This window comes from Rhizobium sp. AN5 (assembly GCF_900215255.1).
In the GTDB taxonomy this organism is placed as follows: Bacteria; Pseudomonadota; Alphaproteobacteria; order Rhizobiales; family Rhizobiaceae; genus Agrobacterium; species Agrobacterium tumefaciens.
This window is the reverse complement of record NZ_OCMJ01000003.1, coordinates 1,885,761-1,912,625: the sequence shown is the minus strand read 5'-3', so window position 1 is coordinate 1,912,625 and position 26,865 is coordinate 1,885,761. Positions and strand designations below refer to the sequence as shown.

The following is a 26,865-nucleotide window of genomic DNA, read 5'->3' as shown; positions in this document are numbered from 1 at the left end:
TACGCCAAAGACGGTCATTGATCTCACGTGTTTGGACCATATTTTCTGTGCAAACTAAACGATAACATAGGGCAATTTTTAGTGGCGGACAAATACAGACTTCCCGAAGAGTTTTTTACCACTCGGTTTCTCGTTAGACGCATCGTACCCACAGACGCTGAAGCTATTTTCGAAGGGTGGAACACCGATCCCGAGGTGACGAAGTACCTGACGTGGAAACCCCACTCCGAGCTTGGCCAGACACAGCAGGCGATTGAAGAAAATTATAGTGCGTGGAATGCAGGTACATCGTTTCCAGCTGTCATCTGCCATCGCGAACGGCCACATGAACTAAATCGGCCGTATTGATGCACGTCCGATGGGCCACAAGGTCTCTTACGGGTGGCTTGTCCGAAGAAACTGGTGGGGCCGGGGTGTTGCAAGCGAGGTCGTTCAACTCGCTGTAGAACACGCGCTATCGCATCCGCGCATCTTTCGCACCGAAGCATCCTGCGACGTTCTGAACACAGCGTCAGCACGAGTGATGGAAAAAGCAGGGATGACAAAGGAGGCCGTGCTTCAACGGTACCTTTTTCACCCGAATATTTCGAATATGCCGCGAGACGCCTTCCTGTATTCCAAGGTACGTTAACTACAGTGAAATCACGGGGCGTCCAACTTCCTCATAATCCCGCTATTACAGACGGTGACAGCGAGACTATTCCGCCTCGGGTTCGTCCCTGCCCGCGCAGTTGTCGCAATTGTCGTTGGCCGCCACCCGCGCCGCATGGTCTGCCCTCGCCATCTGTCGTCCGATCATCCGGGCAATGTCGAGGACGACCCGTTCGAGATCTTCACCGGTGGCGCGACGCGGTTCTTCGACACTGCCGTTCGCCCCGCCCACAGGGCTTGCATTATCGTTTGCGGCGCCCTGCCCTTTCTTATTTCCGTCCATGTTCGACCTGCCTTTCCCGGATGGAAAGACCATGTAAGAACCAGACACAGGGCCAGGAAAAGCAGGAATTCACGGCCTATCGTAGGGTGTCGCGAAGCGTCGAAGGGACGGCGAAAATCTTCGGCTGCTACGTCTTCGTCCTCGGTGAAAGAGCTAGTCCGAGGAACACAAGAACCGCCTGATTGAGCCGCACGATATCCTCGTCGTCCAGCCGCGCGACCCCATTGCCGACCGTAGATTTCGGAACGGTCATGATCTTGGCGACTGCGGTGTCGCCAGTCACGCCGGCAACGACTGATCTTCTACGGTTGCGCGCTACAAGATGTCGTTGCGTACAGCAATTGGAAATGGCCGACATGGGACAGTTTCCTTCCTATCTGGATGGAGGATCGTAAGTTGGTAAGCCGACATTTGGGTAACTAGTGACTTCGTCAGCCGCGGCGACATTTTGGTCGCTCGTACCTGCGATACTGCCGAAATCCGTTGTTCGTTTATGGCTCTCGAGAAGATCTTGTTCTACCGACGTGCGTCTATTCGAAACGCTTATCGAACATTTTGCTTTTCGGGCTGCTTTACCCGTGCCGCGCCAGAGGGTAACCATCTGGTATGGAGAGACTCACTGAATACCATGCGAAATATCTGGCGACTGATCTCGTCAGGCGGCGATCGGCGGACAGCGCTGAAAAGCTAGCGATCGCGGTCGCTGGTGCGCAGGTTGATATGAACCCGCATCAGGTGGATGCGGCGCTCTTCGCGTTCTCCTCTCCACTGTCACGCGGTGCTCTCTTGGCCGATGAGGTCGGGCTCGGGAAAACAATCGAGGCGGGCCTCGTCATCTCCCAACGCTGGGCAGAAGGAAAGCGCCGAATTCTGATCGTCGCACCGTCAAACCTTCGCAAGCAATGGCACCAAGAGCTCAGCGAGAAGTTTTTTCTGCCATGCGCGATCATTGAGTCGAGGTCCTTCAACGCTGCAGTAAAATCTGGCGATTTGCGACCATTCGATCATTCCGACAGAATAATGATCTGCTCCTATCAGTTTGCACGAAACAAGGAACAGGATGTCAAGGCGACGCCTTGGGACTTGGTCGTGATGGATGAAGCGCATCGTCTTAGAAACGTCTATAAACCCTCCAATATCATTGCTAACATCCTCAAGGGTGCCCTGGCCGACCGACACAAGCTATTGCTAACTGCGACGCCATTGCAGAATTCATTGCTCGAACTGTATGGGCTCGTGAGCTTTATCGACGAGCACACGTTCGGCGATCTCAAGAGCTTTCGCGAGCAGTTCGCCAATCTGTCGCAGGAACGCGCCTTCGAGGTCCTGCGCGAACGGCTTAAGCCGATTTGTCATCGCACTTTGCGGCGTCAGGTGACCGCTTATGTGCCGTACACAAAGCGGCACGCGATCTTGGAGGAGTTCGATCCTAGCGAAGCAGAAGACCGCCTATATGATGTGGTCACCGGCTATCTCGACAGGCCGAACCTCCAAGCGCTCCCGCCAAGTCAGCGTTCGCTCATGACTCTCGTCCTCCGCAAGCTGTTAGCATCATCTACGTTCGCGATTGCGGGCGCGCTTACCTCAATGTCTGCTCGCCTGCAAAAGAAGCTCGATCATAGCCAACTCACCTCATCGCTGGTTGACGAGCTGGATGAGGACTATGAGGCGCTGGATGAGACAGCTGAGGAATGGCCTGACGATGAAGTTGAGCCGATGTCAGAAGCTGAGCAAAGCGCGCTGGCCTCGGAGATAAACGACCTTCAAAGGTTCGCTGAGCTTGCAACCTCGATAACGCAGAACGCCAAAGGCCTTGCTTTGCTTAAGGCACTTGAGGTCGGTTTTGCGAAGGCGACAGAATTAGGTGCGGAACAAAAGGCGATCATCTTTACGGAATCGCGCAAGACACAATCTTATCTTCTGCGCTTGCTGGCCGAAAGCCCTTACGCGGATGGGATCGTCCTGTTCAACGGGTCGAACACCGACCCTAGATCGCAGCAGATTTACCGCATTTGGCTGGATCGGCACGCCGGATCCGATCGAATAACAAACTCAAAAACGGCTGACATGCGATCCGCGCTTGTGGACTATTTCCGCGAGGAAGGACGCATCATGATCGCCACCGAAGCAGGGGCGGAAGGCATCAACCTGCAATTCTGCTCGATGGTCGTAAACTATGACTTGCCGTGGAATCCTCAGCGCATCGAACAGCGTATCGGTCGCTGCCATCGCTACGGTCAAAAGCATGACGTGGTAGTCGTCAATTTCCTGAACCAGAAAAACGAAGCTGACCAGCGCGTTTTTCAATTGCTCTCGGAGAAATTTCAGCTTTTTGAGGGCGTATTCGGCGCAAGTGATGAAGTTCTCGGCGCGATCGAGTCTGGCGTGGACTTCGAAAAACGTATTGCTGAAATTTATCAGCGATGCCGAAAAAAGAGTGAGATTAAGGTCGCCTTTGACAGTCTTCAACGTGAGTTGAGCCTTGAAATTAACGAGCAGATGACGTCCGCTCGGCGCAAGCTTATGGAAAACTTCGATGATGAAGTTCGCGACAAGCTTAAAATCCGCGACGCCGACACAAAGGTGTATCTGAACCAGTTCGAGCAAAACCTGATAAGGCTCGCTCAACAGGAACTGGGAGAATACGCACGGTTTATCGATGGTTCCAGTTTTCGTCTCAATGCCTTGCCAGATTGGGTCAACGGGGCTGTAATTCCTACTGGCCTGTATGAGCTACCACGGCGGACCGGTGAGGCGCACCTCTTTCGTGTCAATCATCCGCTCGGAGAGGCTATCGTTTCGCGTGCCAGAACTCGAGAACTGGACATCGCAGAACTAACATTAGACCTGACCAACCATGAAGGTCGCGTATCGCAAATCGAGCCTTTCAAAGGGCAATCCGGGTGGCTGCAAGCCAAGCTCTTTACAGTTGAGGCGCTGGGTCAGAGTGAAGACTACCTGCTGCTTGCTGGCATCGCGGATAACGGATCATTACTTTCGGACGAAGCTACAAGCCGCATGATGACGATCGGCGGCCATGTAGGTGCAAAGGTAGCGTTGCCCTCGCGTATTGCTGAGACGCTCTCTCAGTCCGTCACCGATCAGCAAACGCGCATCCGCCGAACTATTTCGGAACGTAATGCCCGTTTTTTCGAGGAAGAGGCGAACAAACTGGATGGTTGGGCAGACGATTTGAAAGTTGGACTGGAGCGGGAAATTAAGGAGATTGACCGCCAGATTAAGGAGGCGCGCCGCGCGGCGACTGCTGCTCTTACCTTGGAGGAGAAACTTGCGGGTCAGAAGGCGGTCAGGGTGCTGGAAACTGAGCGCAACACCAAGCGGAGATCATTATTCGATGCGCAGGACAAAATTGACGAACAACGATCGGAACTGATCGCCAGCATCGAAGGCCGGCTTGAGCAGAACATCTTAGGGGAAGATCTGTTCATCATCCGCTGGAGCGTTGTCTGATGGTGACGCGCCCCGTTGAGATATTGGCTCTCCCTCCGAAGCTACACGAACTATTTGACGGGCGTGTTCCTCCGGGCGCCATTGGTGACCCGGACCAGAAGGAAAGGGACTTTCTGAGCCGTGCGCTGTCGGCTTACGCTCTTCACAAGCTAGGCGGCGCGTCGATTGAGGACGCTGCGAACGGCATTGTTGATGGTGGCGGAGACGGCGGTATCGATGGCATCTATTTTTCTCCCGTCACCAATACGCTTTGGCTCTCGCAATCTAAGTACATTCACGCGGGATCGGGAGAGCCCGACCTTGGAGAGGTAACCAAATTCAAGATCGGTATCGAGAACCTGCTCGAAGCACGTTTTGATGCATTCGTGCAGAATGCAAAAATTGTTGCCCTGCTGCCGCAGCTCGAAGCCGCGTTAAAAAACCCATCGACGCAGGTTCGATCGGTCCTTTGTTATTCCGGGTTGTCGTTTATTTCCGAAGACCGCAAGCACCTTTTTGAAGCGCTCCGCGTCAAATTATCGCTGGATCAAGCCGATGGTTATTTCGGGTTCCAAGCTGTCAACCTGACCACACTGAATGATTGGGTTAGTGGTGGTGATGCGGCTCCGGGTATTGAAACCGTCGAACTTGAAATCATACGGCCCGGCTATGTCACCGCACCTTATGAAACCATTTACGGCCTTATCCCGCTCGAGCGGCTGAAGGTGCTCCATGATGAACATGGCGCGCGCCTGGTGCGCGCCAACATCCGAGGGTTCAAGGGTAGCACCGATGTAAATGAGGACATCCAAAAGACGCTCACTGACGAGGCGGGCTTGTTCCACTATCTCAATAACGGCCTGACCGCCTATTGCGATCGGCTGGAGCTGCATAACCTTGACCGTGCCAATGCTGAAAGAAAACGGATCACGGCAAAGGGATTCGCGATCATCAATGGAGCACAGACCTTGGGGTCGATCGCCAAATGCGTTGCGGTGCCAGCCGCTGAAGCTCCCCCGCAGGGCTTTGCCTTCATCAAGATCGTTTCGCTTGAGAAGTGCGAGGACGACCGAGCTTTTGCTGACAGGATTTCTCGGACGGCGAATTTTCAAAACACGGTGGTGCTCAAGGACTTTGCCGCAGCCTACCCTCTGCACGGTCAGATTGCGGCGACGTTGCAACCGCATGGGATCGATTATCACTACCGGCTCGATGAAGACACTCCCGCCAACGATGCTAGGAACTTCACTATTGACGAAGCCCTGACGGCTTGCGCCTGTCTGGGTAATACAGGCGATTGCGACCTTGTAACTCGCGTTGCGGCAAACCGGTCCTCTCTTCTGTCGCTCGACGTCGTCTATCCGAATGATCTACTATGCCCAAGTCGTCACGAGCGTGTTTTTCCGCAGGGCCTTTCGGCACGAACCGCGTGGCGGGCCGTACAGGCACAGCGTATCGTGTTGCTGGGCATGGCAGAAAGTGCGCGAGCCAGCACCGGGGTTACGAAGTCGTTCTACACACATGCCAGATGGGCCGTTCTGGCAGCCGTATACATCCGGCTGAAACCGCAAGATGGCGAAGCGTTGGGGCTAACTGACGACGAAGCTGCCGCCATCGCCGCGGCTGTTCCCGATTATGCCGAAAAGTTGCTCGCAATCGCAGTGGGAAAGGGTTTCGCGGCCTATGCCGATGTAGGTGGGCAGCAAATTCTCCAGTCGCCGCGCGATTTTCAATCGGTATTCAAGACACAAGGCGACTGCCGAAATCTCTTCGCCGCGTTAAAAGCCGAACTCTGGAATCCGCAGAATCAAGCAGCGCCTGCAATGGCCGCGCCACGGGGTGATAATGTCTAAGAAACAGAAGCTTGAACTGACTTGGGTAGGAAAGGAGAACCGGCCTCGGCTGGAGCCCCGCATCATTATTGAGGACCCAACGAAGAGTTATCACGCGACCAAGCGGGTCACCGACAATGACATCTTCGAAAATGTGCTGATCCACGGCGACAATCTGCTCGCGCTCAAGGCTCTAGAGGCAGAGTATACGGGTAAGGTGAAGTGCGTTTTCATTGATCCGCCCTACAATACAGGCAGTGCATTCACCCATTATGATGACGGGCTGGAGCATTCGATCTGGCTGGGTCTGATGCGCGATCGGCTGGAGATTATCCGCCGTTTGCTGTCCGACGATGGTTCTCTTTGGGTCACGCTTGATGATAACGAAGCCCATTATTTCAAAGTCATGTGCGACGAAATTTTTGGACGTGGAAATTTTGTCACATCTGTTGTTTGGCAAAAAAAGTACGCTCCGAAATCAGACTCTAAACTCTTGTCCAGCTCACATGATTTTGTGCTGGTTTACTCTAAGAACATTGATCTGGTTCGATTAAATCGCCTAGAAAAAACCGAAACACAGACAGGACGCTATACAAATCGGGACAACGATCCGAGAGGGCCATGGAAAGCCGGCGACGTGCTGCGGAATGAGGTACGCGACTATGCTGTTTTCCCAATCACAACCCCCTCTGGGCGTGAAGTCTGGCCGTCTGCTGGTACAAGTTGGCGGTATACGAAAGAAAAATTTGCCGAACTGATTGAAGATAATCGGGTGTGGTTTGGAGTTAATGGCGACGCACGTCCCGCGATTAAGCGCTTCATAAGTGATGTTAGCGATACTATACCCGCGACAACGTGGTGGGATTTTAAGGATGCGGGACACAACGACGAAGCTAAAAAGGAGAGTAAAGAGCTATTTGGTGCCAATGTCTTTGGAACACCAAAGCCAGAGCGCCTGCTCCAGCGAGTCGTGGCCATCGCAACCAGCCCAGGCGATCTCATTTTAGATTCCTTCGCGGGCTCTGGCACTACCGGCGCAGTTGCCCACAAGATGGGACGGCGGTGGATCATGGTGGAGTTGGGCAATCACTGCACAACGCATATTGTGCCGCGCTTGCAAAAGGTGATTGATGGCAGCGATCAAGGCGGCATCAGCAGGACAGTCGATTGGAAGGGCGGCGGAGGCTTTCGCTATTATAACCTTGCCTCATCGCTACTAGAAAAGGACAAGTGGGGTCGCGAGGTCATTTCGCACAAATATGATGCGGCAATGCTCGCGCAAGCGCTCTGCAAGCTGGAAGGGTTTACCTATGCTCCCAGTGCCGATATTTGGTGGCAACAGGGACATTCCTCTGAAACTGACTTTCTCTATGTCACCACGCAAACGTTGGGACCGGAAGAACTCGCCGCGCTATCAGATGATGTTGGCGAAGGGCGTTCGCTCCTCGTCCTCTGCGCGGCATGGCGTGGCAATGCGAACCAGTTCAGCAACTTGACTCTGCGTAAAATCCCCAACCACATCCGGAGCAAGTGCGAGTGGGGGAAAGACAGCTATTCGCTAAATGTCGCAGACCTCCCAATGGCAGAGGTTGAACCCGCGCGGCCGCAGCCAGCACAACGCAGCCTGTTTGACGGGGAGCGAGACGCATGAGCAAGACCCCGATCTCGAATCAGCGGCACGTCAACGCGATTTCGGGCCGCCTCAGCCTGCGCGCACCACAGCGTGATAGTTTGGCAATCCTGGATAGGATTACCGAAATCGTACCGCTGCGCGGCAACATCGATTTGGCTGCTGCGCTCGGCATAATCCGAAGTGAATATCCCGGCGTCACTGACTTCGAGCGGGAGTTCCCCTCGCTCTGTTTCGCGCTGGCGACGGGGGTAGGTAAAACCCGCTTGATGGGCGCTTTCATCGCCTATCTGCACATAGCACACGACATCAATAACTTCTTCGTGCTCGCGCCTAACCTGACAATATATCAGAAGCTCATTCAGGATTTTACCGCGAACACGGATAAGTATGTATTCAAGGGAATCAATGAATTTGCCGTACTGACACCAGAAGTCATTACTGGAGATAACTACGAAAGCCGGGGCGCTCTGCTTGACGATGTGCTGCGGTGCAAGATCAATATTTTTAATATTTCTAAAATTACATCCGAAGTGCGCGGCGGCAAGCAGATGCGCATCCGGTCCTTCAAGGAAGAGTTGGGGGACAGCTATTTCGACTATCTGTCCAAGCAGCACGACCTTGTGATGCTGATGGATGAATCGCACCGTTACCGCGCAACGGCGGGGATGCGGGCGATCAATGAATTGAAGCCAGTGCTCGGTGTAGAACTTACTGCTACGCCTTTTGTCGAGGGCAGCAAGGGGCCGGTAGCATTCCGCAATGTCGTTTTCGATTATCCACTCGCTCGCGCGATGGATGACGGATTCGTAAAAGACCCCGCCGTCGTCACCCGGAAGAACTTTATCGCGGCGGACAAGTCTCCTGAAGCGATCCAGCAAATGAAGCTGGAGGACGGTATCCGGCTGCATGAAAGCGTGAAGGTGGAACTGGAAACCTACGCGCGCGAAAATGGTGTGAAGATCGTCAAGCCCTTCGTCCTTGTGATCGCCCGCGATACGACCCATGCGGCTGAACTCATGCGGCTAATCCAGTCGGAGCGGTTCTTCAAGGCACGCTATGCCAACAAGGTCATTCAAGTCGATTCCACCGTCAAGGAAGAGGAGACGGTTGAACGGCTACTGACGGTCGAACATGCCGACAATCCGGTCGAAATCGTTATCCACGTCAACATGCTTAAAGAAGGTTGGGATGTCACCAACCTTTATACAATCGTACCTTTGCGCGCCGCCAATGCCCGGACGCTGATCCAACAGAGCATCGGGCGCGGCCTCCGTCTGCCATATGGTAAGCGCACCGGCGTTGCCGCCGTGGATCGTCTCAACATCGTCGCGCACGACCGCTTTCAAGAGATCGTGGACGAGGCGAACAATCCTAACTCTCCGATCCGGCTGAAAGCGCTTGTGCTGGACGAAGAGCTCTTGGAGCGTAGGACCGTTACAGTGGTAGCAGCGCCGACGATCTTGGGAAGCCTTGGCATAAAAACGGACCAGAGCGAGGAAGGCTCGAAATATGCGGGGCCGCCGCCACCGCGAGCCTTCGACAATCCTGAGGCTGAAAAGGTCGCCCGGCTCGCTTATGAGGCAATACGGAAGCTGTCCCGTTCGCCGGATACGGTTCCAGACATTAGCTACATCTCGCGGCCGGAGGTACAGGCACAGCTCGTCCGAGAGGTCCAGAACCAGTACCGGCCGCAGCAAATGGAACTGGATGGCATCGCACCGCCGCCCCCCGATTTCGCCAAGGTGATTGCGAAAACCGCCGCACTCGTAGTTGAGCAAACGATCAACATTCCGCGCATTTCGGTGTCACCCAAGGGAGAAGTCAGAGCAGGATTCAGGCCGTTCACCCTCGACCTAAGCAGCATGACCTATGCCGCGCCCGAGGAAACGCTGTGGGCACAGTATCTAGGACGAAACGAGGGGCATTCCATCGGCATGTCGCAAGGTAATTTCCTCGAGAAGCGCCCGGATGACTATGTCGTAAGCGGCCTGATAGATTTTCCCGATGTGTCCTATGACGACAATGCGGACCTTCTTTACGACTTGGCCGGTCAGGTCGTGCGGCATTTTCATTCCTACCTTTCGGCAGAGGACACTCTACGCCTGTTGCAGTTGGAGCAACCCAACATCGCACGAGCTATCCATGCCCAAATGCTGAATCACTTCTGGATGGACGACACCGTCGAGTATCACCATGTGGTGACCAGCGGCTTCACAGAGATCAAGCAGAGCGCCCATTCCGCCGAGCGCGGCGAACCACTCGAATATCGCTGCCCGCCGGCCGATAAGAGCAACATGGCGCGATACCTATTTGGCGGGTTCACCAAATGCCTGACTAACGTCGTACGGTTTGATTCAGACTCAGAACGCAAGCTGGCCGTCATATTGGAGCGAGAAGCTGAAAAATGGTTTCGACCGGCGAAAGGTCAGTTCCAGATGTTCTATCGCAAGGGCAGCGACCATCTGGAATATCGTCCCGACTTCGTTGCGGAGACAGCGGATGAGATTTTGATGCTTGAGCCGAAGATGGCCACACAAATGAACGATACGGATGTGCTCGCGAAGCGCGATGTGGCAGTTAATTGGTGCAAGTGGGCGAGTGAACACGCTCGGCAGAGTGGCGGAAAACCTTGGCGTTACGCCCTCATCCCGCATGACCAGATTGCGGACAATATGGAACTGGACTTCCTGCTGAAATCCTATGTATGCAACTGAGCGGTCATTTGCAGCGTGACCGCAAGCCTGAGCCAGATCAAATACGGGAAGGTCTGCTGCCGAGACTGAGCAGGTCCGTCATCGCAGCCCGAATTTGCGGCCATGGAAATTCATCGGCAGGACTGTCTTCTCCCATGGCAAGAACAGCATGCAGTTTTGCGGCAGCTCCAGCAACAGACTTGGCGGGTTGCGCGAAAAGGTCATTCAAACGTTCGGCCTGCATCGCAAACGCTTCATGCTCCGCCTGCTTGGCGAGGCTGTATCCCATCCGCTCGTCCAGTGCATCCCAAGCGGCTTGCCGCTCCGCAAGAACTGCCTTCGCCGAACACTTTGCTTCGGCGTTTTCCGTCGCATCGCCAAATTGGCGATCGATCTCCTCCAATGTGAAAGCCGAGACCACGCTATACTCATCGGGCACGGCAATATGAACCTGGGGGAACCCGATAGCCGCGATCAGAGCAGTTTCAAGCCGCTGCTGTCTGCGGCAGAACTTCTCGAACTGATCATGAGCCACCCTCCACTCCCGCCACAACATTAGCGTTGGATCGCCACCGTCAGCTCGACCGTATTCGATATAATGCGCCGCATTCACATCACCAATCTGCACTGCCAGCCACGCCGCCGACGTGGAAAGCAACCCAATCCAGTCGGGTATCCAGATCGCTTTCCATCTGCTTCATGAGATCGCGGGTGAAAGAACGCATATCCGCCATGTCGGCGGCATCTTCAGGTGCAACGATGAACCGGAACTGATGCCGGTCATCGCGTCCGCGCTCGACGAACGCCTTGCCGTCGGCCTCATCCTCGAATGCCGAATAGACCCGGCCCTTCGCGCCATCCTTGGTGACTCCATCGCGCTCCAGATAGCACAGATGCGCATCGACTGACCTGGCCGTCGCCGCCCGGAATTTCGAGCCGCGCGACTGACCCCGTTGAGGCCCGAGCTTGACGTCTTCGGCGATCCAGTTGTCGCCACCGCACTTCTCGACAGACTGCTGCATCACGCCGTCGTCGTGCAAATCGAGGGATCCAGTTACCGATTACGCCAGCATGCCGAACTGATGCCAGAGCATGTGCGCTCCAAAGCCCTCATTGCTCCGCCGGCATTCACTCCACCTCAAAAGCCGCGCGGACGGCCGCCGAAAAATCCTCAGTTCTCCCTGGCATCCGCGTCGGCATAAGTGGGGAATTTTACTTCGGCACTTCTGGGGAAAATTCACGCGGTATTGACACCTGCTCTTCGGCCGGCCCGGTTTGATGCGGAAACTGTCGTCGTCACGGTCTGCCATATCGGCAGGTTCGACACTCATCCTCGGCCTGACAAGAACGAATTTGCCGCCATCGCAGGCCGGCGTAAAAAGACTTGGAAGCACGTAGATCAGCGTAGCGCACCTCGCGGCAGGTGGCCGCCATCATCACAGGTCACAAAGAAAATCAGTCGGATCTAAAGTTCGCCTCACATCGCGGATCGCGACGCTTCCTCGTTTTCCGGCTGGAAAACAATGTGCAGACAATCACTTACGAGCGCAGCTCGGGCGAACCCAGGTTCGCTTTATCTTGCCTTACTTCCCCTCGCCTTACTTCCCCTCGCCAACTCGCCTCTGATTTTTCCGTCCTGATAGTTGTCCAGCCTCAGCACGGAGTTCGAATATTCCGTGGGGTTGCTCGGTCCCATGGCAGCTTTGCTGTATCTGACACCGAGAGGGCGGTTCACATCGAAACATGGTGCCAGAGCCGGCATCGCCACCCAATCCATTGCTCCGAGCGCGGCTAGGCGAGGCCGATGCTTAATCGGAGACTGACGCATCTGGCTCACGATAATGGTGGACTCATTTGCATGTGCAAATTCGGCGAGGTGAACACCGATTGACGAAAGCATTTCACACCGCCGCCAACTTCAGCGATAGCGCACAAGCTCCTCGTTCAGGAGTTCATCAGAAGTTTTATCCTCGACCTCTGGGAGGCCTGCAGCGGCGCGATTCCTTCTGCTCTCCCCATCGGCATCGTATCGAAAGGCGAGCGTTGACGGGGGCCACTCCTTGGGCGGTAGCCGCTTCGGCTCCCCAAACGACCTGTCGGAGTAGTAGTCGGCATGGTTTTCCTCAATTAGCATTCCCTTCAGGAGGTTGTCGAAAAGCTGGTATTCGTGGATGTAGAGCCAGTAGTTGATGCCATGCTTGTTGAGGGCAGTATAAAACAGCATCACTAGTTCGTAATCCGAAAGCTGCGCCCTCAGAAGCTTCACGTAAGGGCCCCGGTCTTCAATGCCCTTGGACTCGTGTACAAAACGAAACACGCTGTAGAGGTAGCGGTAATAGTGGGCGAGATCCTGTTGGCGCTTTTCCCAGAATGCGTCGTAAGCCGCTTGGAAACGTTCTCTTTCCGGAAGGTCATTGAGTTTTTCGTACTCGTCCTCAAAATTCTGGAAAAATTGCTTGAAGCAATCGCGTCCCTTCGTTTCTCGCGGCTCCTTTTCAACGTCCAAGCCCGGGATGCGCTCGCGACCACTGTAGTAGAGGTCAATCGAATTCACGATGGTATTGTGTAACGTGAGCATCTGGAAAAACGTGGACTCAAAATTCTGCCGGTCAGTGGATTTGATTTGGCTTTCCAAAGCCGTAGCGGATCTCGCAAGCTCCACCCTCGTGTCCCGCAGTTCGGCCTTCTGAATCACTATAGTGAGCAGGAGGCCCATAAACGTTAGGAAGGTAAGAATCGGATTGAGGGTCCCACCTACAAAGTCCCCGAAAGGTCCCATATCACCGACGTAGCATCTCCATATAATCGCGATGCAGAATACAACTATTGTAATAAATGCTGCAAAAATGAAGAGATAAAACAGGCCTGAGCTGCTGTCTTCTTCCTTCTCTACTCCAATAAATTGGTCAAACTTTCGCCTTACCGCCAATCTTGAATTTCCCAACAAGCAATCCAATCCTCATAAAAGACTCCCTCGCGATGATGCCATTCAGAAGTTTACTCTTGGTGTCCACGTGGATGGGTTTCCGGCGGGCTATCATCGAAGAAGTCCAAGGGGACCAATCGCCTCGGCGCACTTGACGGACCAGCCAACAGATCTTATGTCTCACTCACACCATGTGAGAAGGATGAGCCTTGTGAGAATTTCGTTTATGCAGATTTCCGATAATGCTGTTTTAGCCGGCGCCGTAAACGGAAAGATTGCTTTTGCCGAGCTGATCAAAACTATCCCTGAAACGGCCACCGGGCCGCAACCGCTGTTTCTGGACTTCGGTAGCATCGATGTCGCGACCGCAAGCTATCTCCGTGAGTCTGTCTTCACGCTCAAAGCCTACCTGCGATCAAAAGGCTCGCCGTATTATCCCGTCATTGCGAATGCGAATGCAGATGTATGGGACGAGTTGTCGGTGATAGCGAATGCCAAAAACGACGTGATCGTAACTTGCGATCTTACAGATGCCGACATCGCAACGCGGGTGGAGTTGATTGGCGATCTTGATCCGAAGCAAAAAATGACCTTCGAACTCGTATTGAAGTTCAACGAGGTCGACGCCAATTTGTTGATGGAAAAGTTTGGCGCTGCTGAAAAGACCACGAGTACAACGGCATGGAATAATCGCCTGGCCGGCTTGGCCTCGCGTGGAATCATTCGTGAATACACCAAAGGTAGATCGAAATTCTACCGACCTTTGTTACCGGAGGGTGCTTATGGGAATTGAATTTCTTGCGCGAACTCGAACAACAATCCGAAAATACATAGACAGAATGCGCGTCGAACTCGCGACGCCAGACCTGTTTACACAAAAGCCCACCGACCAACCTCGCTGCGCCTTGATTTCGCTTCAGCAGGGCGCAGTCGTCAATGAAGGCGATAGGTTAATAATCGAGTTGAGCAAAGCCAAGATTACCGCTCGTCGCGACAACAATGTCATCGGCACCTATGAAAATCCAAACTCGGAAGTCCTTACCAACCTTTCCAACAGCGGAGGCACCGCCGGCGGTGTCGTACGGCGGGTAATGAAGCTGTCAGGCAAAGCGGAGGTGTCTCTTTGCTAGATCCTCGTAGCAACGAAGTGCTGGTGCGCGCACTTACAGACGATCCATATGCCTATTCGCTCGCTTTGGGATGCGGAGACTGCGCATCTTTTGAGTGGTGCGGGGGCTCTCGGTCCGGGATTCTATATGGGACTGCCTAGATCTCTGTTGCGGCAAGCCGGGCAAGTGCACCAATGTTTGCATGAAGAATCCGCTCCAGTACGTTGATCAAAAGCGTGAGGTCCTCGGCTTCGATCTTTCAAACGTCCCCCACGTTGTGGGAAATTACCGTCAACTTGGGCATGACATCGTCCCATTGATCTACCATAAAACCAGCCGCGCGCGCGCCGTTACCGGGGCAGCATTTGCTCTGAGGCTCCACGATGTAATCGACTTTGCACGTGGTGAGGTTCGTTATACCTCCCGTGATCTGCTATGCGAAGCATTCAAGATCGACCCATCGGCTGATATAATCCTGAGCGGCGTGGACCACGACGAGCGCATCGAACCCTGGTGGACGTTGCAAAGTCGTCGCTCGCATGTCCTTCAGCAGCTTCGTGATTTAGACATCCAACTGATTACCGCGCCGAACTTCAGCCTCCTGCTAGACAGGCCGAGGACGGACGACTTACACGCGATGAAACGCATTGCAATCGTGTGGAGTGAGTTTGAACAGCACGGGCTTGCATGCGCGCTCCACGTCAATTCGCGAACATTGAAAGACTTTGATCGCTGGGCGGATTTCGTCAGGCAACGGACCGAGATCGCCGTCGTCTCCTACGAATTCATCACAGGTGCCGGAAAAAAAGCGCGCAGGCAATTCCACATTGACGGACTGCGAAAGATTGCCCAGGGAGCCGGCCGGCCGCTTGATATTGTTCTGCGCGGCGATCCCAATGTCATACCCTCGCTTTTGCAGGACTTCCGGAATGTGATCTACATCGACACGATGGGTTACATGAAAACTATCAAGCGTCAGCGCGCAACTCGTGGCAGTAACTCCAAGCTTGACTGGATAGCGACCGAAACAAGACTTTCCGACGAAGTCGATGAGATGCTGGAGCACAACCTTACCGAACAGGGCCTCTTTATTCGCGGTCGCTTCTATGACCAAGATACGGCATCAGTCCAAAGGTGATTCATCGAAGCGCTCACAAACGATTTCGTCGAGGATGTTTCCTTGGCCCTGCAGAACGGTGCGGTTGACGTGGCGGACCTGCCACCGTGTACTGTCCGGTCCTTAGGCGCATTTCTTGAGCTGATTCATATCTTCCCCGCGCACCTGCAGGCACGCAACGGGTCGAGGTGGTTGGACCCTCGGCATTTCGGTCACTTTATTACCCATCGGGCAAGTGCCTGGTTTTTCGAAGAACCATATCCGTTCGGTTACATACCCGTCGCCATGTTGGTTTCAAACCCCGACGCTTGGACAGACATGGTCAACCGACTTAAGCGGCTTAGTACCAGCGCCGGTTTTTCCAGCGACCACAGTAGTAAATTCGTCGCAGCGATTGGGGAACTCTGGGGCAATGTGGTCGACCACAGTCAACGAAACGATACCGGCTATGTCGCCTTCAGTCTTGAACCAGGAAGATTTGAGTTTGTGGTTGCTGATCACGGTATCGGCGTTCTTGCCAGTTTGAGATCAAGCCCGAGCTACGCATATTTGGCCGACCATGGACGTGCAATTGAACTCGTTCTCTCTGAGGGTGTTTCAAGGGTACCACACTGAAGATGGGCATGGCTTTGGGTTTCGACCGTTGTTTATTGGTCTAGCCAATATCGCTAGTGGTTTGCGATTTCGATCCGGTGACCACGGGCGCGAGGTTGTTCGTGTCGGTGGCGGCCCTCCCGTATCACGAACTTACGAACTTGCTACGCTTAGCGGGTTCTTTTGTTCGGTCACCTGCGAGGTGTAGTTCGCGTACGTAACATTTGATGCCCGACCTAAACGCAAAAACCGCCCCTGAGGTACAGAGGCGGTGAGGATTATTGGCGGTTAAGCCGCTGTTATATCGACGTGATCAGTGAGTTATGTAGAAACTGGTTGCGGGGGAACGATTAGAACCCGCTTCGACACCTGCTGTCATTTGCTGCTTTCACTCCCGCCCATTCGAACGTCACATTCCAGCTTTTCGATATGGTCATCGCAAACGACCTTCACCAGCTCGAGCAAATGCGCAGTGCGCTCGCCAAGCCAGAAAAGCGCCTCTTCGCTAATCTCGAAATGTTTAGAATATCGAGCCTTAACATAGGCTTCATTGATCCTGTTAAACCAGGCTCGTTGACGATGTTGATCCCGCGGAAACGCTTCCGCCAATCGCAAATCCTGTTCCTCGGCAAGAGAGCGTAGGAACTTGATGTTGTGAGAGGCGGGCCCATAATTGGTCAGGGTCAGCAACACACAAGAGTATGATTGCTCGAGCGCTTGGTGCAAAGCGAAAGCTGCTCGCTTTATCTGAGCCCTGTTACTTGAGAACTCTGCCCAGTCCAAAAACTCTCTTGCAGCTGTCGAACGCTCCGCAAAATGCTCCCTCGCCACCTCCAAACGCTCTTCAGCCGTCAGCAGCTTCGGCTCAGCGAGCGGCTCGTCATCCAGTTCGTATAGAACGATGCCTTCCTTGCGGATATCCGAGAAGAAGTAGTGGCCCTTCTTAAGCTCTGTGTTCACCTCGCGCAGAGAATGCACGATGAACTGCGTCGGCGTTTCGATAAAGCTGTCGCGGATGATCCGGTCGGCCGCCTTGTACCAGTAGGTCGCGTGATCCGTCAGCTTGCGATTGTTGACGATCACCAGCAAATCGAAATCCGAGCGATAGCCCTTCATCGTATGCGGCTCATCGACAAAGGTGCCGCGGGCATAGGAGCCGAACAGAATGATTTTGAGAATGCGTCCGCGCTTCTTGAAGTCGGCGGTGCCTTCACCCAGCGCATCCTCGAACTCCTCGTGCAGGATCTCCAGCGCACGGGCGAGCTCTCGCTGCTTTCTGTGCGGGATATGATCAAGGGAGGATTTCATCATGGGAACAGGGTCTGGCTGGCTTCCGATTGTTGCGCCGATCTGATCGCGCTGGTGGTATCCATGAACCTTATACGCTTCGCAACATTCATCAAATGCCAAAAGTGCCAGTCGACTTCTGGAGGTCGGAAAATGGCTGAGAGGAACGCCTGATCAACACGCTGCCGAATGCTGATATCATCTCCTCCCCATCGATGCGTCTCCTCTCTCTCGAGAGAAAACATGCGTTGGCGCCAGACCTGTCGATCGACCTTACTACTACTTGGTTTGTGGTCGAAGGAGAGGACGACGGCTTTTCAGTTCGACAATTTGCGGTCGTCCAAAGTTGCCGCCTCGACGGCCTGAATGCAATGGTCTCAAAGCGAACCAGTGTCCACTTTCTGAATGAAAACGAAGTGGTCTTGCCTCGCTCAATTGACATCTGACAGCATAGTTATAATGTTTTTGCAAATTAATTATAACGGGATCGGGCGATGAAGCAGATTGACCTCGTTTACAGAACGGCGTTCGCTGAACTGGCACAGCGGACGTTCGATGCTCAGTTTCAGGCAGACTTTCCCTTCGAAGGCCGGTTTGTTGCCGTTCCGGTCAAGGGCCGCAATTACTGGTATTTTGATCTCCCTACTCCCGAGGGTAAGGACAAGAGACGCTATGTCGGCCCGCAGGATGACGTCGACATCACGGCTCGGGTGAAAGCCCATAGGCAAGTCAAAGACGACATCCGGGAGCGGCGCAAGCTCGTCAGCATGCTGCTGCGAAGCGGTGGCATGTCCGCGCCGGATCGCTTCGCGGGTGAAGTGACCAAAGTACTCGCTGACGCGGGCCTATTCCGCCTGAGGGCACTTCTCGTCGGTTCTGTGGCTTTCAGCTGTTACTCAGGCCTCCTTGGCGTTCGTCTCCCTGGTAGCTCTATGCAAACAGGCGATGCGGACTTCGCGCAGGACTTTGCGATCTCGGCGGAAGTCGAGGACAGCCTGCCTCCAATCCTCGATCTCCTGAGATCGATAGACAGCACGTTCAGGGCGGTCCCGCACCAGGCCGATAACGCAAAGGTGGTGGCCTTTTCGAATTCGGTAAACTACCGCGTCGAATTCCTGACGACCAACCGTGGATCGGATGACTACACGGGCAAGCCGTCCCCAATGCCTGCCCTTGGAGGCGCGTCTGCTGAGAACCTGCGGTTCCTGGACTTCCTGATCTACGAACCCGTAAGAACGGTACTGCTGCACCGGGAAGGCGTTAGCGTGAATATCCCCGCTCCCGAGCGGTATGCCATCCACAAGCTGATCGTTGCATCCAGGAGGCGCACGGATGCCCTCGGGCGAGCCAAGAGGGATAAAGACCTAGTACAGGCCTCGCTGCTGTCCGAGGCGCTCGTGGAGACGCGACAGAGCTATTTGCTTGCCGATGCCTACCGCGAAGCGTGGGCGCGCGGAGAGGCGTGGCAGGAAGCGATCCTGTCGGGCCTCGTATTAATGCCAGACAACGGCAAGCTCGCGTTGGCAAATGCCCTTGGTGTCACGGTAGACCGACTGGGTAAGGCGTAGGGCCATGGAAGCAGAAGACAGCACATGCGACCCGGACCTCGCCAAAGATGCGGCGGGCACTTTCATGGTCGGTGACGTCGCAGACCTGCAGCACGCCTCCGTTTTATGACTTCGCAGCAAAACGCACGCCTGTCCTGTTGCTCACTTCGGCGCTATGGGGGAGTGCGTTCCCGTTAGAACAGGCTGTGACCATCGCGTCCCATATACCGTTGCAGTGGTTGCCTGTTCCTGAGGCTTGCTGCCCCATAAGCTACTCCATGACAGCGAGGGAAATCGCCGCTGACAATGTCGCTATAACCGGTTATGGCGCATCGCTCACAACCCGACATCCAGAGTGACCGATTTAATCAGTTCAGCTTCATGAGCCCTGCCTGAGTCACCCGAAATCCGCAACTCTGATAGAATGAACACAGATGCGGTTCGAAGTCGACATGCAACCACTTCGCTCCGCGCTCTCGGGCCACATTTATGGATTCTACTACCATGCGAGTAGCGATACCTTTTCTTCGCATCTGGGGAATAACACAGGTATCCAGGATAAAGGCGTGGACACCTCCGTCCCATGCCACATTCACCAAGCCGACCAGCCGATCATCTTCATAAGCCGCAATATGGGCAAGGCTGCGCGACAGGATGCCGGAGAAGTCTTCACCCTCTCTATTCAACACGCGATCGTGCTTGCAGCAAATCAGGGGTCGGAACAAGGTATGTTCCCACAAGCGCTTTGCGTCTCCCTGATAGCAGCACCGAAATCACGCGCGGACCTGAGCATCGTCAACCTCCATCTTGTGACTTGCCGTACAGGAAGATTTCCAATGGATGAAGACATTGCTTCCCGATCGGTAAGTCTTCCACTTGATCGCGCCCTAATCATCCTGATCGGGAACCTGTGTGGGGTCGCACCCGGCAGGAGCAAGGGTCTTTTGCTCGTCTCACGGGCCTATTGTTTCAACATCATTGCCCGATAAATTGATACACCGCCTATTACTATCGTATTCATGTTTTACATCCGAAATACTACTTAAATATTTGATATTTAATCATAAAATATCACAAAAATAAGCGGCATAACACATTTCGCCGCGCGTTCGGCCCTGATGCACTGGCATCACGGCAACACCTTAAAACCGCAGCCTGAAGCCCACGCTGCCGGTTCTCTGTTGACGCCGCCTGGTCGACCCGGCAACCTCATACCATGACCCTGACCAACAGTTTCATTGCCGAACTCGTCCGTGACGCCAACCGGCTCGAGAGCCTCGATGACTACCAGAAACGGCGTATGCTCGAACGGGCAGTAACGACAATCCGCGACATGCGCGAAACGATCGGAATTCCCTCCGCTCCCGGTCGCGACAGTCTCGTCGACATCCACACCGTCGCCCTGTCGATCGAACACGGATGGCGCAGCGATGACGACGTGCGAAACGCTCTGCTGCAGGCAGCCGGCATGATCCGGGACCTGCATATCGTCCTCAACAGCAAAACCGAGATCAGCTTCGCCGAACCTGCCCGGTGACGCCATGTGCCATCTTCCCACCGTCAATGGCACTTCGTACCGGCGACAATCAGGTCACTGATTTTAGGTTTCATTAACCATACACGACCACCCTCTTCTCACAGCAACGATGGAGGTTGGCTTTGGCTTACGCCTCTTCCCTGCCTTCGACGACGGCACTCTTCGCGACCAAGCACGGTGGCTAGCTGACGGATCCCCTGAATTTGCTTTAGCACGCCAACCGCAGGTCGGAGCAACTTACAATTTAGATAAAATTTACGCTAAATCTTATCGGTTTGAACCGATCCGCCCATGCTACGTTTCACGCAAGTCGAAACGGGAGCCCGGCAGCGATGATCTGGAATTTGGAGAAACTCGAACAAGAACGTCTCGACCTCATTGAGGTCATCGACAATCTCAAGAGGTGGGAACGTTTCTCTATAGACGACCGGCACATCATCTCACTACAGATCACCGCACATATGATGCGACTTAGCCAACTGGATGAAGACTTGGCGCAATTGCGCAGTCAAGAGTTTCGCTCAGTGGAATGTCTGGCTGCTGACTGAGACCCGTCGTTGTGCGGAACCAGCGACCCGTTTGTGTGAGCATCGTGCTTATGCCCATAACGCGAAACCTCCGCGGCTGATGCCAGGGGTTTTTGGAATATTGGTTGCGGGGGCCTGCATTGGCTTCGAACATAAAGCCCGGTTCCCTTTGGGTTTCTTCCGCCTTGACGAAGTCGAGAATACCGAACAACTCGCCGCGTAGCTCGGCATGAACCTCGCCACGCTTTTCGCCGGGCGTGAGAATGATTTTCCCGATAAGGGAGCGAAGGGCTTCCGCTGCCTGCCTGCCGCCGTCCGGGTCGCTGAGGGCTTCGGTCAGGCGTTCCACACGAAGGCGGTAGAGATTGGCGACATTCGGATGGATGTCGGGAATGTCAGCCGGTGCTTGCGCCATGCGGGCGGCAATCTCGGCCTTCTGCCTCTCAAGCTCATCCATGCGGGCCTTCATGCTCGGCTGATACATGCCATCCTCAATGGCAGCGATGATCCCGGCAATCGCCTTCTCGATCTTCGCAAGTGCTTTCTGGTCGGTCCGCACCTGTACACGACGGTCGCGGTTGAGGCGGTTCATTTCCTCCGCATAGGCTTTGACGGCTTCCGAAACCGCTTCGCTGGAAACAAGGCGCTCTTTCAGCCCAGTAAGCACGCGGTCCTCGATCTTGTCGCGGATGATGGAACGGCCATTGTCGCAGGTGCCGCGCCGATGGTGGTTGAGGCAAGCATAACGGTTCGGCGTGATGATGCCGATCTTACCACCGCAGCATCCGCAGGTCAGAAGGCCGGAAAGCAGATGAACCGGCCTGTTTGCCAGATGGACGCGTTTCATGCGCCCTTCCAGCGTGTTCGCCGGGTTTGGCCCGAAGATTTCCGCTATCTGCTTCTGACGCGCACGAGTGGCGCTCCAAAGCTCATCGTCCACGATGCGCAGATGCCGAACCTCGGTCCTGATCCATTGGCTTTCCGGGTTAATGCGCGATACGCGCCTGCCCGTGGAAGGGTCTATGATGTAACGCTGGCGGTTCCAGACCAGAACGCCTGCATATAGCTCGTTATTAATGATACCGGTTCCCCGGCTGACATGACCGCGAATGCTGGTGTCACCCCATGCACGGCTGAGCGGGCCGGGAATGCCGTCGCGGTTCAGATCAACGGCAATCGCCTTCGGGCTTTTACCGGACGCGAATTCTTGGAAGATGCGGCGGACTATGACCGCTTCGTCGGGCACAATCTCGCGGTCGCCCCGTATCGGCTCGCCGTTGGCGTCGAATTTCTTGACGACCTTATAGCCATAGCAAAGGCCTCCACCCGCCTTGCCCTTCTCCACCCTGCCCCGCAAGCCGCGATGCGTTTTCATCGCGAGGTCTTTCAGGAACAGAGCATTCATGGTGCCTTTCAGACCGACATGAAGCTCGGAGATTTCCCCTTCGGCAAGCGTGACGATGATGACGCCCGCAAACTTCAAATACTTGTAAAGCGTGGCAACGTCCGCCTGATCGCGGCTGATACGGTCCAGCGCCTCGGCCAGAACTACCGTGAACACGCCGCGCTGCGCGTCCCGCACAAGCTGCTGGATACCGGAACGTAAGATTGTGCTGGAACCGGATATGGCCGCGTCCTGATAGCTGCCCATCACGTGCCAGCGTTCGCGTGCTGCATATTCCTCGCAAAGCCGGAACTGATCTTCAATCGATGCCTCCCGCTGGTTGTCGGATGAATAGCGGGCATACAAAGCTACACGGGTCATAGGGCGGTTCTCCGTTCGATCAATCCTCGTCTGCCTCGCCCTCATTGTCTCCGGTGCTGCGAGGCTCATCATTATCGTTGGCGGTGGCGGCGTGCAGCCGCTCAAAATCTTCACGCGCCATCTGCCTGCCGATCAGGCGAGCAATGGACAGCACAACCTTGTCCAGCTTTTGCCATGGCGCAATATCGCTGTCGTCATTTTGACGTTGCAGCGGATGATTGTCATTGGCTGGCGTCCAGCCTTCATCCGGTGACGGTTTTGTTTCGTCTTCCATACTTCAACCTGTTTTCTAATGAAATCGAACAGGTATGAAGCAGCACTAGGCATAAAACCGGAAACGATTTCGAACGCCGTGCGGCGATAGCGAAGGATCGGCGGCAAATCGGATAGTTTGCAATTCATTGTCGTCTCCGGCGTTGCCGTCAAAGGGAGCGGTCGTGCTCATCCCCTCGCCTTATCTGCTTCCCCAGCCTCTGTCGGGGCGGTGACATTCGGTCAAGGCTGGCGCGATAGCGCCACCGCGAAGCGGCTTGGCCTTGACGGAATGGCGTCGCTCCGGCTTCATCGTTCAAGCAGAAAAGCTACGGCACTTATTACCGATCCAATTCCTTTTGCATCCTTTCCGCAACGCCAAGAAAATTACGCAATATCTGACTGCGATTGCTTGGTGACCAGACCGCAGAGAAGGCCACTGCTTCCAGCTCATCTGTGATTTCACGAATAACGATGCCCGATGGGGCATGGGATAGATTTTCCTTGGCGAAAAGCGAAATACCTTGTCCGGCAGCTATCATCGACAGAAGCGTATCCCGGCCAACATCATAACGCTCGATAGCAGGAACAGGCCAGCGACCTGCTGCACGCATGATAATCAGATCATGAACCTGCGGACCCGTGCCACCATATCGGACAAGAAAAGTTTCCTCTGCAAGCTGACGCCATTCTACATCTGGCCGAGTTGCTAGTGTATGCTTTGCAAACAAAGCCACCATCAGCCGATCATGCCAGATGATCCGGGAATTGAGATCGGGGATGTCGTGCATCCCGGCCATGAAGACCAGGTCGAGCTTCCCCTCACGCAGCATGAGTTGAGCGTCTCGCGCTGTGCCTTCCGTGATGTGCAGGCGGACATTCGGATATTTTCCATGGAAACGTTCCACTAACCGATCAAGAAATCCACCCGCGATAAGGCCATGAACGCCGATCCAAAGCTCACCTTCCTCACCGCGCGCCCGCATCCCAGCCGTCTTGACCGCATGATCGAGAATGCTCATTGCATTATTGACCTGTTCGACAAACCTCCGCCCGGCTTCCGTTAGCCGGACACCGCGCGTATTACGGTCAAAGAGGACGATACCAAGATCGGCCTCCAATGCCTTGATGCGGGTGCTTACACTCGACTGACTGGTGCGAAGTGCCTGTGCTGCGCGGTAAAAACTAAGATATTCTGCGACCGCTAGCACTTGAACCAATGCGGACATCGGAATGCGCCCACCAGCAAGGCGCAAGACAGAATTGCTTTCCCCTTGCTTTGCAGATCTTCGACGCCGCACCAGACCTCCAGCCGACTTATGTGACTGTTGAGCCTATCGGGAGAACGACCACCTTGGTTCCCACAGGAGTACGTCGGTAAAGATCAATAATATCCTGATTGAGGAGACGAATGCAGCCCGACGACACCATCGTGCCGATAGTCCATGGTTCAACTGTCCCATGGAGCCTGTAGTAAGTATCTCGACCGTCCCGATAAAGATAAAGTGCGCGTGGACCGAGCGGATTTCTACTACCGCCCGGCAGTCCATCCTTTAACGGGCCATAACGTTCAGGCTCTCTGGCTATCATGTTGTCCGTTGGACGCCAACCGGGCCATTCGGCCTTGCGGGCTATCGTAGCTTCGCCTTGAAAATTAAAGGCTTCCTGCTTGCCAACACCGACGCCATACCGCAGCGCCCGCCCGTTTTCGCCGACGAGATAGGCATAGCGCGCCGAAGGATCAACAATGATCGTACCCGGCTGTTCCTTCGTCTCATAATCGACTTCACGGCGCAGAAACTGCGGCTTCACCCGTTTAAGATCGACGGCTGGAACCGGATATGGTTCGTTATCGATAGATGCGTACATTGCCGTATAAGACGGATCGATAAGGGGTTGGGAACTTGTCTTATCCAGACGTTCATGCGTAACGCACCCCGCCATAACCAAAGGCATTCCCATAATAAAACCGCGTCTGCTGATGTTCATGTAATTTTTCCAAGTCTCACAAAACGAAAATCTCCTTTTGATAGAAACCGATAGGATCAACCGCGTCTATATGTTATGAGGTAATTACACTCATAGCTAATGGATATGATATGGATATTGCCATAGCACTGCGGGCTTTTATCCGCACCGTTGAACGTGGGTCGGTAACCGCCGCGGCCCGCGATCTCACCGTTTCTCAACCCGCAGTCACCAAACATCTGCGCAATCTCGAACGCCATGTTGGTGCCCGCCTTTTGGAACGGTCATCGCGCATTGTACGCCCGACGCCACAAGGTCAGGCTCTGTATGAAGCAAGCCGCGAAGCTCTCGCCACGATTGACGCCGCGCTGGAAGGGGTCAGGCACGACATGGGTGCGGTGGAAGGCAATTTACGTATTCATGCCCCTGCATGTCTGGGCGCAAAACATTTGCATCCTATCGTCATGGCGTTTCAACGTCTGCATCCAACCGTCACAGTTGATCTTGTCCTGGAGAACCGTGACGTCGATCTCATATATGAGAATTTCGATCTTGCCGTTAGATATGGCCGCCCAGCCAATCAGGAACTGATCATCCGTCGTCTCGGATTCATCCGGCGTATCCTTGCCGCAGCACCCGCCTTCATAGAGCTGGTCGGTCAGATCGACACGCCTGAACGCCTCTCCGAAATCGCGATGGTCACCAGTGCCACATTATTGTCCTCACGCGATATGCTGGCGCTTCGCGATAAAAATGGCGATGCTGTCGATATTCCTGTTCGTGCAGTTTTGCGAACCAACAACGCCGAAGTGATTGCTTCAACGCTGATACAAGGCCACGCATCCGGGCCGGTGCAGCAACTTCTGGTGGCCGAAGAGCTACAAACGGGCAAGCTCGTCCGTATACTGCCTGACTACGAGGTTAAACCAACTGAGGCCTTTCTCGTATATCCTTCCGTTCGCTTCATGCGGCCAGTTGTTCGAGCATTCACCGATTTTGCGATTCCAGCTCTACGCAATGTTGACGGAATAAGCGTGGATGAACCATGGGGGCAAGAAATCGAACATCAGCCTTTAAAGCAGATTTTGGAAGAAGCCATATCATAGCCTGACCTTACCACCTCGATCAAAAGATATTTCCTATTTTGAATGGCTATGGTGCTACACATATCCAAACAAATTCAATGTATTGAATAAAAGTGCGGCACTGTGTGGTCGAAATCATGGTGCCGCTTGCGGCTGCCCTAACCAGTGTGCAGACAACAACAATTTCCAGAACATTGGCGACGTAGTGCCATGTTCCTTTATCTTGCCCTCCTAACCCGGACCAAATCGGCCCCAGTGTGTGATCCGGGACTGCGAACTGTGCAAGGCTTCGATCTTCGATTTCGTCGACGACGACGCTGGCGCGACCACCATCATTGTGACGAACATCGCTATCGGAACGGAAGCCTATGAGCCCGTCTCGGCGGTTGCGGCCGCCATACGCTATTGGGAGAAGTACCTCGACGAGGTCGAGGAAGCTGCGTTGACGGCTAGAAAGCTTACCCGATTGCCGCGATCATTGCGCTGATGATGATCAACTCCTGATAGCCCAGCATTCTCATTGACAACCCCCGTTGGGCGCACGACAGTTGCTTGGGAAACGGAGGCTCCGGATGCAAATCCCTGAGACGATCGAGGCCGTGATTGCGG

Annotated in this window: 25 protein-coding genes and 2 pseudogenes; 16 read left to right on the top strand and 11 right to left on the bottom strand. The window is 54.5% G+C overall.

All coding sequences use genetic code 11. The features are described 5' to 3' along the window. The first annotated feature begins 27 nt into the window (after nt 1-27). Together CRP02_RS27955 and CRP02_RS27950 are read left to right on the top strand one after the other, a co-directional pair. Complete coding sequence (locus tag CRP02_RS27955) at nt 28-348, top strand: GNAT family N-acetyltransferase (RefSeq protein ID WP_323455355.1); 321 nt, start codon at nt 28-30, stop codon at nt 346-348. A gap of 10 nt (nt 349-358) precedes the next feature. Continuing rightward, on the top strand, nt 359-631 hold the full coding sequence (locus tag CRP02_RS27950; RefSeq protein ID WP_323455354.1) for a GNAT family protein: 273 nt from the start codon (nt 359-361) through the stop codon (nt 629-631). Nucleotides 632-697: 66 nt separating this feature from the next. Here the strand turns inward: CRP02_RS27950 and CRP02_RS12210 are convergent, their stop codons facing one another. After that, nucleotides 698-934 carry a hypothetical protein gene (locus CRP02_RS12210; RefSeq protein ID WP_097171229.1) on the bottom strand — a complete coding sequence of 79 codons (237 nt, stop codon included), beginning with the start codon at nt 932-934 and terminating at the stop codon, nt 698-700. 127 nt (nt 935-1,061) lie between these two features. Further along, nucleotides 1,062-1,292 carry a hypothetical protein gene (locus CRP02_RS27945; protein WP_323455353.1) on the bottom strand — a complete coding sequence of 77 codons (231 nt, stop codon included), beginning with the start codon at nt 1,290-1,292 and terminating at the stop codon, nt 1,062-1,064. A gap of 248 nt (nt 1,293-1,540) precedes the next feature. Here CRP02_RS27945 and CRP02_RS12200 point away from each other — a divergent pair, with 248 nt between their 5' ends. From CRP02_RS12200 to CRP02_RS12185, 4 genes are read left to right on the top strand one after another with little or no spacing between them, the layout of a single operon-like run. Beyond that, on the top strand, nt 1,541-4,405 hold the full coding sequence (locus tag CRP02_RS12200; RefSeq protein ID WP_097171228.1) for an SNF2-related protein: 2,865 nt from the start codon (nt 1,541-1,543) through the stop codon (nt 4,403-4,405). Further along, nucleotides 4,405-6,237, top strand: coding sequence for an AIPR family protein (locus CRP02_RS12195; protein WP_097171227.1), 1,833 nt, complete (start codon nt 4,405-4,407; stop codon nt 6,235-6,237). Before CRP02_RS12200 ends, CRP02_RS12195 begins: the two co-directional genes overlap by 1 nt. Then, entirely contained in the window at nt 6,230-7,867 is a 1,638-nt protein-coding gene (locus CRP02_RS12190; RefSeq protein WP_097171226.1) for a site-specific DNA-methyltransferase, read from the top strand. Before CRP02_RS12195 ends, CRP02_RS12190 begins: the two co-directional genes overlap by 8 nt. Further along, nucleotides 7,864-10,563, top strand: a complete 2,700-nt coding sequence (locus CRP02_RS12185; RefSeq protein ID WP_097171225.1) for a DEAD/DEAH box helicase — start codon at nt 7,864-7,866, stop codon at nt 10,561-10,563. The genes CRP02_RS12190 and CRP02_RS12185 overlap by 4 nt, the downstream gene beginning before the upstream one ends. Nucleotides 10,564-10,600: 37 nt before the next feature. On the opposite strand, the gene CRP02_RS12180 is transcribed toward CRP02_RS12185, so the two are convergent. Together CRP02_RS12180 and CRP02_RS28060 are read right to left on the bottom strand one after the other, a co-directional pair. Further along, nucleotides 10,601-11,077, bottom strand: coding sequence for a hypothetical protein (locus CRP02_RS12180; RefSeq protein ID WP_323455352.1), 477 nt, complete (start codon nt 11,075-11,077; stop codon nt 10,601-10,603). 79 nt (nt 11,078-11,156) lie between these two features. Beyond that, the gene (locus CRP02_RS28060; RefSeq protein ID WP_179783993.1) at nt 11,157-11,564 is read right to left on the bottom strand and encodes a relaxase/mobilization nuclease domain-containing protein; all 408 of its coding nucleotides are present in this window, start codon (nt 11,562-11,564) and stop codon (nt 11,157-11,159) included. Between CRP02_RS28060 and istB the strand changes: the two are divergent. Further along, nucleotides 11,511-11,744, top strand: a pseudogene (gene istB, locus CRP02_RS27730) (IS21-like element ISRel3 family helper ATPase IstB); the annotation flags it as partial. The gene CRP02_RS28060 and the pseudogene istB sit on opposite strands and share 54 nt — an antisense overlap. A 716-nt stretch (nt 11,745-12,460) precedes the next feature. On the opposite strand, the gene CRP02_RS12160 reads toward istB, so the two are convergent. Further along, nucleotides 12,461-13,489 carry a putative phage abortive infection protein gene (locus tag CRP02_RS12160; protein WP_323455351.1) on the bottom strand — a complete coding sequence of 343 codons (1,029 nt, stop codon included), beginning with the start codon at nt 13,487-13,489 and terminating at the stop codon, nt 12,461-12,463. A 205-nt stretch (nt 13,490-13,694) separates the two neighbouring features. On the opposite strand from CRP02_RS12160, the gene CRP02_RS12155 reads away from it, so the two are divergent. The 4 genes from CRP02_RS12155 to CRP02_RS12140 all read left to right on the top strand — a co-directional run bounded on the left by CRP02_RS12155 (nt 13,695) and on the right by CRP02_RS12140 (nt 16,309). After that, nucleotides 13,695-14,261 (top strand): hypothetical protein, encoded by a 567-nt coding sequence (locus CRP02_RS12155; RefSeq protein WP_097171222.1) that lies wholly within the window; start codon nt 13,695-13,697, stop codon nt 14,259-14,261. Beyond that, nucleotides 14,251-14,598 carry a hypothetical protein gene (locus tag CRP02_RS12150; RefSeq protein ID WP_141684367.1) on the top strand — a complete coding sequence of 116 codons (348 nt, stop codon included), beginning with the start codon at nt 14,251-14,253 and terminating at the stop codon, nt 14,596-14,598. Before CRP02_RS12155 ends, CRP02_RS12150 begins: the two co-directional genes overlap by 11 nt. Nucleotides 14,599-14,779: 181 nt before the next feature. Continuing rightward, entirely contained in the window at nt 14,780-15,715 is a 936-nt protein-coding gene (locus CRP02_RS12145; protein ID WP_097171221.1) for a DUF4417 domain-containing protein, read from the top strand. A 42-nt stretch (nt 15,716-15,757) separates the two neighbouring features. Then, nucleotides 15,758-16,309: an ATP-binding protein gene (locus tag CRP02_RS12140; RefSeq protein ID WP_097171220.1), complete on the top strand. Its 552-nt coding sequence runs from the start codon at nt 15,758-15,760 to the stop codon at nt 16,307-16,309. Between the two features lie 354 nt (nt 16,310-16,663). Here CRP02_RS12140 and CRP02_RS12135 read toward each other — a convergent pair whose 3' ends face one another. Beyond that, entirely contained in the window at nt 16,664-17,599 is a 936-nt protein-coding gene (locus CRP02_RS12135) for a nucleotidyltransferase and HEPN domain-containing protein (protein ID WP_097171219.1), read from the bottom strand. Between the two features lie 470 nt (nt 17,600-18,069). Here CRP02_RS12135 and CRP02_RS12125 point away from each other — a divergent pair, with 470 nt between their 5' ends. Further along, on the top strand, nt 18,070-19,143 hold the full coding sequence (locus CRP02_RS12125; protein WP_097171217.1) for a GSU2403 family nucleotidyltransferase fold protein: 1,074 nt from the start codon (nt 18,070-18,072) through the stop codon (nt 19,141-19,143). Between the two features lie 347 nt (nt 19,144-19,490). On the opposite strand, the pseudogene CRP02_RS12120 reads toward CRP02_RS12125, so the two are convergent. Further along, a pseudogene (locus CRP02_RS12120) lies at nt 19,491-19,790 on the bottom strand (GNAT family N-acetyltransferase); the annotation flags it as partial. A gap of 548 nt (nt 19,791-20,338) precedes the next feature. Here CRP02_RS12120 and CRP02_RS12115 point away from each other — a divergent pair. Both CRP02_RS12115 and CRP02_RS27935 read left to right on the top strand, forming a co-directional pair. Beyond that, nucleotides 20,339-20,659, top strand: a complete 321-nt coding sequence (locus tag CRP02_RS12115) for a hypothetical protein (RefSeq protein ID WP_097171215.1) — start codon at nt 20,339-20,341, stop codon at nt 20,657-20,659. Nucleotides 20,660-20,991: 332 nt separating this feature from the next. Continuing rightward, nucleotides 20,992-21,207, top strand: coding sequence for a hypothetical protein (locus tag CRP02_RS27935; protein WP_097171214.1), 216 nt, complete (start codon nt 20,992-20,994; stop codon nt 21,205-21,207). On the opposite strand, the gene CRP02_RS12105 is transcribed toward CRP02_RS27935, so the two are convergent. From CRP02_RS12105 to CRP02_RS12090, 4 genes are all read right to left on the bottom strand, one after another. Next, nucleotides 21,131-22,951: a recombinase family protein gene (locus CRP02_RS12105; protein ID WP_323455350.1), complete on the bottom strand. Its 1,821-nt coding sequence runs from the start codon at nt 22,949-22,951 to the stop codon at nt 21,131-21,133. The genes CRP02_RS27935 and CRP02_RS12105 overlap by 77 nt on opposite strands. Nucleotides 22,952-22,970: 19 nt before the next feature. Continuing rightward, complete coding sequence (locus CRP02_RS12100; RefSeq protein WP_097171213.1) at nt 22,971-23,225, bottom strand: hypothetical protein; 255 nt, start codon at nt 23,223-23,225, stop codon at nt 22,971-22,973. Nucleotides 23,226-23,544: 319 nt separating this feature from the next. Further along, the gene (locus tag CRP02_RS12095; protein WP_097171345.1) at nt 23,545-24,432 is read right to left on the bottom strand and encodes a LysR family transcriptional regulator; all 888 of its coding nucleotides are present in this window, start codon (nt 24,430-24,432) and stop codon (nt 23,545-23,547) included. An 88-nt stretch (nt 24,433-24,520) separates the two neighbouring features. Then, entirely contained in the window at nt 24,521-25,192 is a 672-nt protein-coding gene (locus CRP02_RS12090; RefSeq protein WP_097171212.1) for a L,D-transpeptidase, read from the bottom strand. 110 nt (nt 25,193-25,302) lie between these two features. Between CRP02_RS12090 and CRP02_RS12085 the strand changes: the two genes are divergently transcribed. Together CRP02_RS12085 and CRP02_RS12080 are read left to right on the top strand one after the other, a co-directional pair. Beyond that, nucleotides 25,303-26,277, top strand: coding sequence for a LysR family transcriptional regulator (locus CRP02_RS12085; RefSeq protein WP_097171211.1), 975 nt, complete (start codon nt 25,303-25,305; stop codon nt 26,275-26,277). Between the two features lie 238 nt (nt 26,278-26,515). Continuing rightward, nucleotides 26,516-26,743, top strand: coding sequence for a hypothetical protein (locus CRP02_RS12080; RefSeq protein ID WP_097171210.1), 228 nt, complete (start codon nt 26,516-26,518; stop codon nt 26,741-26,743). The last annotated feature ends 122 nt before the right edge of the window (nt 26,744-26,865 follow it).

What these genes read in the sequence shown, in the direction of transcription:
- CRP02_RS27950 (WP_323455354.1), top strand. Translation starts at nt 359, where the DNA reads ATGGGCCACAAGGTCTCTTACGGGTGGCTTGTCCGAAGAAACTGGTGG.
- CRP02_RS12210 (WP_097171229.1), bottom strand. Translation starts at nt 934, where the DNA reads ATGGACGGAAATAAGAAAGGGCAGGGCGCCGCAAACGATAATGCAAGC.
- CRP02_RS27945 (WP_323455353.1), bottom strand. Translation starts at nt 1,292, where the DNA reads ATGTCGGCCATTTCCAATTGCTGTACGCAACGACATCTTGTAGCGCGC.
- CRP02_RS12200 (WP_097171228.1), top strand. Translation starts at nt 1,541, where the DNA reads ATGGAGAGACTCACTGAATACCATGCGAAATATCTGGCGACTGATCTC.
- CRP02_RS12195 (WP_097171227.1), top strand. Translation starts at nt 4,405, where the DNA reads ATGGTGACGCGCCCCGTTGAGATATTGGCTCTCCCTCCGAAGCTACAC.
- CRP02_RS12190 (WP_097171226.1), top strand. Translation starts at nt 6,230, where the DNA reads ATGTCTAAGAAACAGAAGCTTGAACTGACTTGGGTAGGAAAGGAGAAC.
- CRP02_RS12185 (WP_097171225.1), top strand. Translation starts at nt 7,864, where the DNA reads ATGAGCAAGACCCCGATCTCGAATCAGCGGCACGTCAACGCGATTTCG.
- CRP02_RS28060 (WP_179783993.1), bottom strand. Translation starts at nt 11,564, where the DNA reads ATGCAGCAGTCTGTCGAGAAGTGCGGTGGCGACAACTGGATCGCCGAA.
- CRP02_RS12155 (WP_097171222.1), top strand. Translation starts at nt 13,695, where the DNA reads ATGCAGATTTCCGATAATGCTGTTTTAGCCGGCGCCGTAAACGGAAAG.
- CRP02_RS12150 (WP_141684367.1), top strand. Translation starts at nt 14,251, where the DNA reads ATGGGAATTGAATTTCTTGCGCGAACTCGAACAACAATCCGAAAATAC.
- CRP02_RS12145 (WP_097171221.1), top strand. Translation starts at nt 14,780, where the DNA reads ATGAAGAATCCGCTCCAGTACGTTGATCAAAAGCGTGAGGTCCTCGGC.
- CRP02_RS12135 (WP_097171219.1), bottom strand. Translation starts at nt 17,599, where the DNA reads ATGATGAAATCCTCCCTTGATCATATCCCGCACAGAAAGCAGCGAGAG.
- CRP02_RS12125 (WP_097171217.1), top strand. Translation starts at nt 18,070, where the DNA reads ATGAAGCAGATTGACCTCGTTTACAGAACGGCGTTCGCTGAACTGGCA.
- CRP02_RS12115 (WP_097171215.1), top strand. Translation starts at nt 20,339, where the DNA reads ATGACCCTGACCAACAGTTTCATTGCCGAACTCGTCCGTGACGCCAAC.
- CRP02_RS27935 (WP_097171214.1), top strand. Translation starts at nt 20,992, where the DNA reads ATGATCTGGAATTTGGAGAAACTCGAACAAGAACGTCTCGACCTCATT.
- CRP02_RS12105 (WP_323455350.1), bottom strand. Translation starts at nt 22,951, where the DNA reads ATGACCCGTGTAGCTTTGTATGCCCGCTATTCATCCGACAACCAGCGG.
- CRP02_RS12100 (WP_097171213.1), bottom strand. Translation starts at nt 23,225, where the DNA reads ATGGAAGACGAAACAAAACCGTCACCGGATGAAGGCTGGACGCCAGCC.
- CRP02_RS12095 (WP_097171345.1), bottom strand. Translation starts at nt 24,432, where the DNA reads ATGTCCGCATTGGTTCAAGTGCTAGCGGTCGCAGAATATCTTAGTTTT.
- CRP02_RS12090 (WP_097171212.1), bottom strand. Translation starts at nt 25,192, where the DNA reads ATGAACATCAGCAGACGCGGTTTTATTATGGGAATGCCTTTGGTTATG.
- CRP02_RS12085 (WP_097171211.1), top strand. Translation starts at nt 25,303, where the DNA reads ATGGATATTGCCATAGCACTGCGGGCTTTTATCCGCACCGTTGAACGT.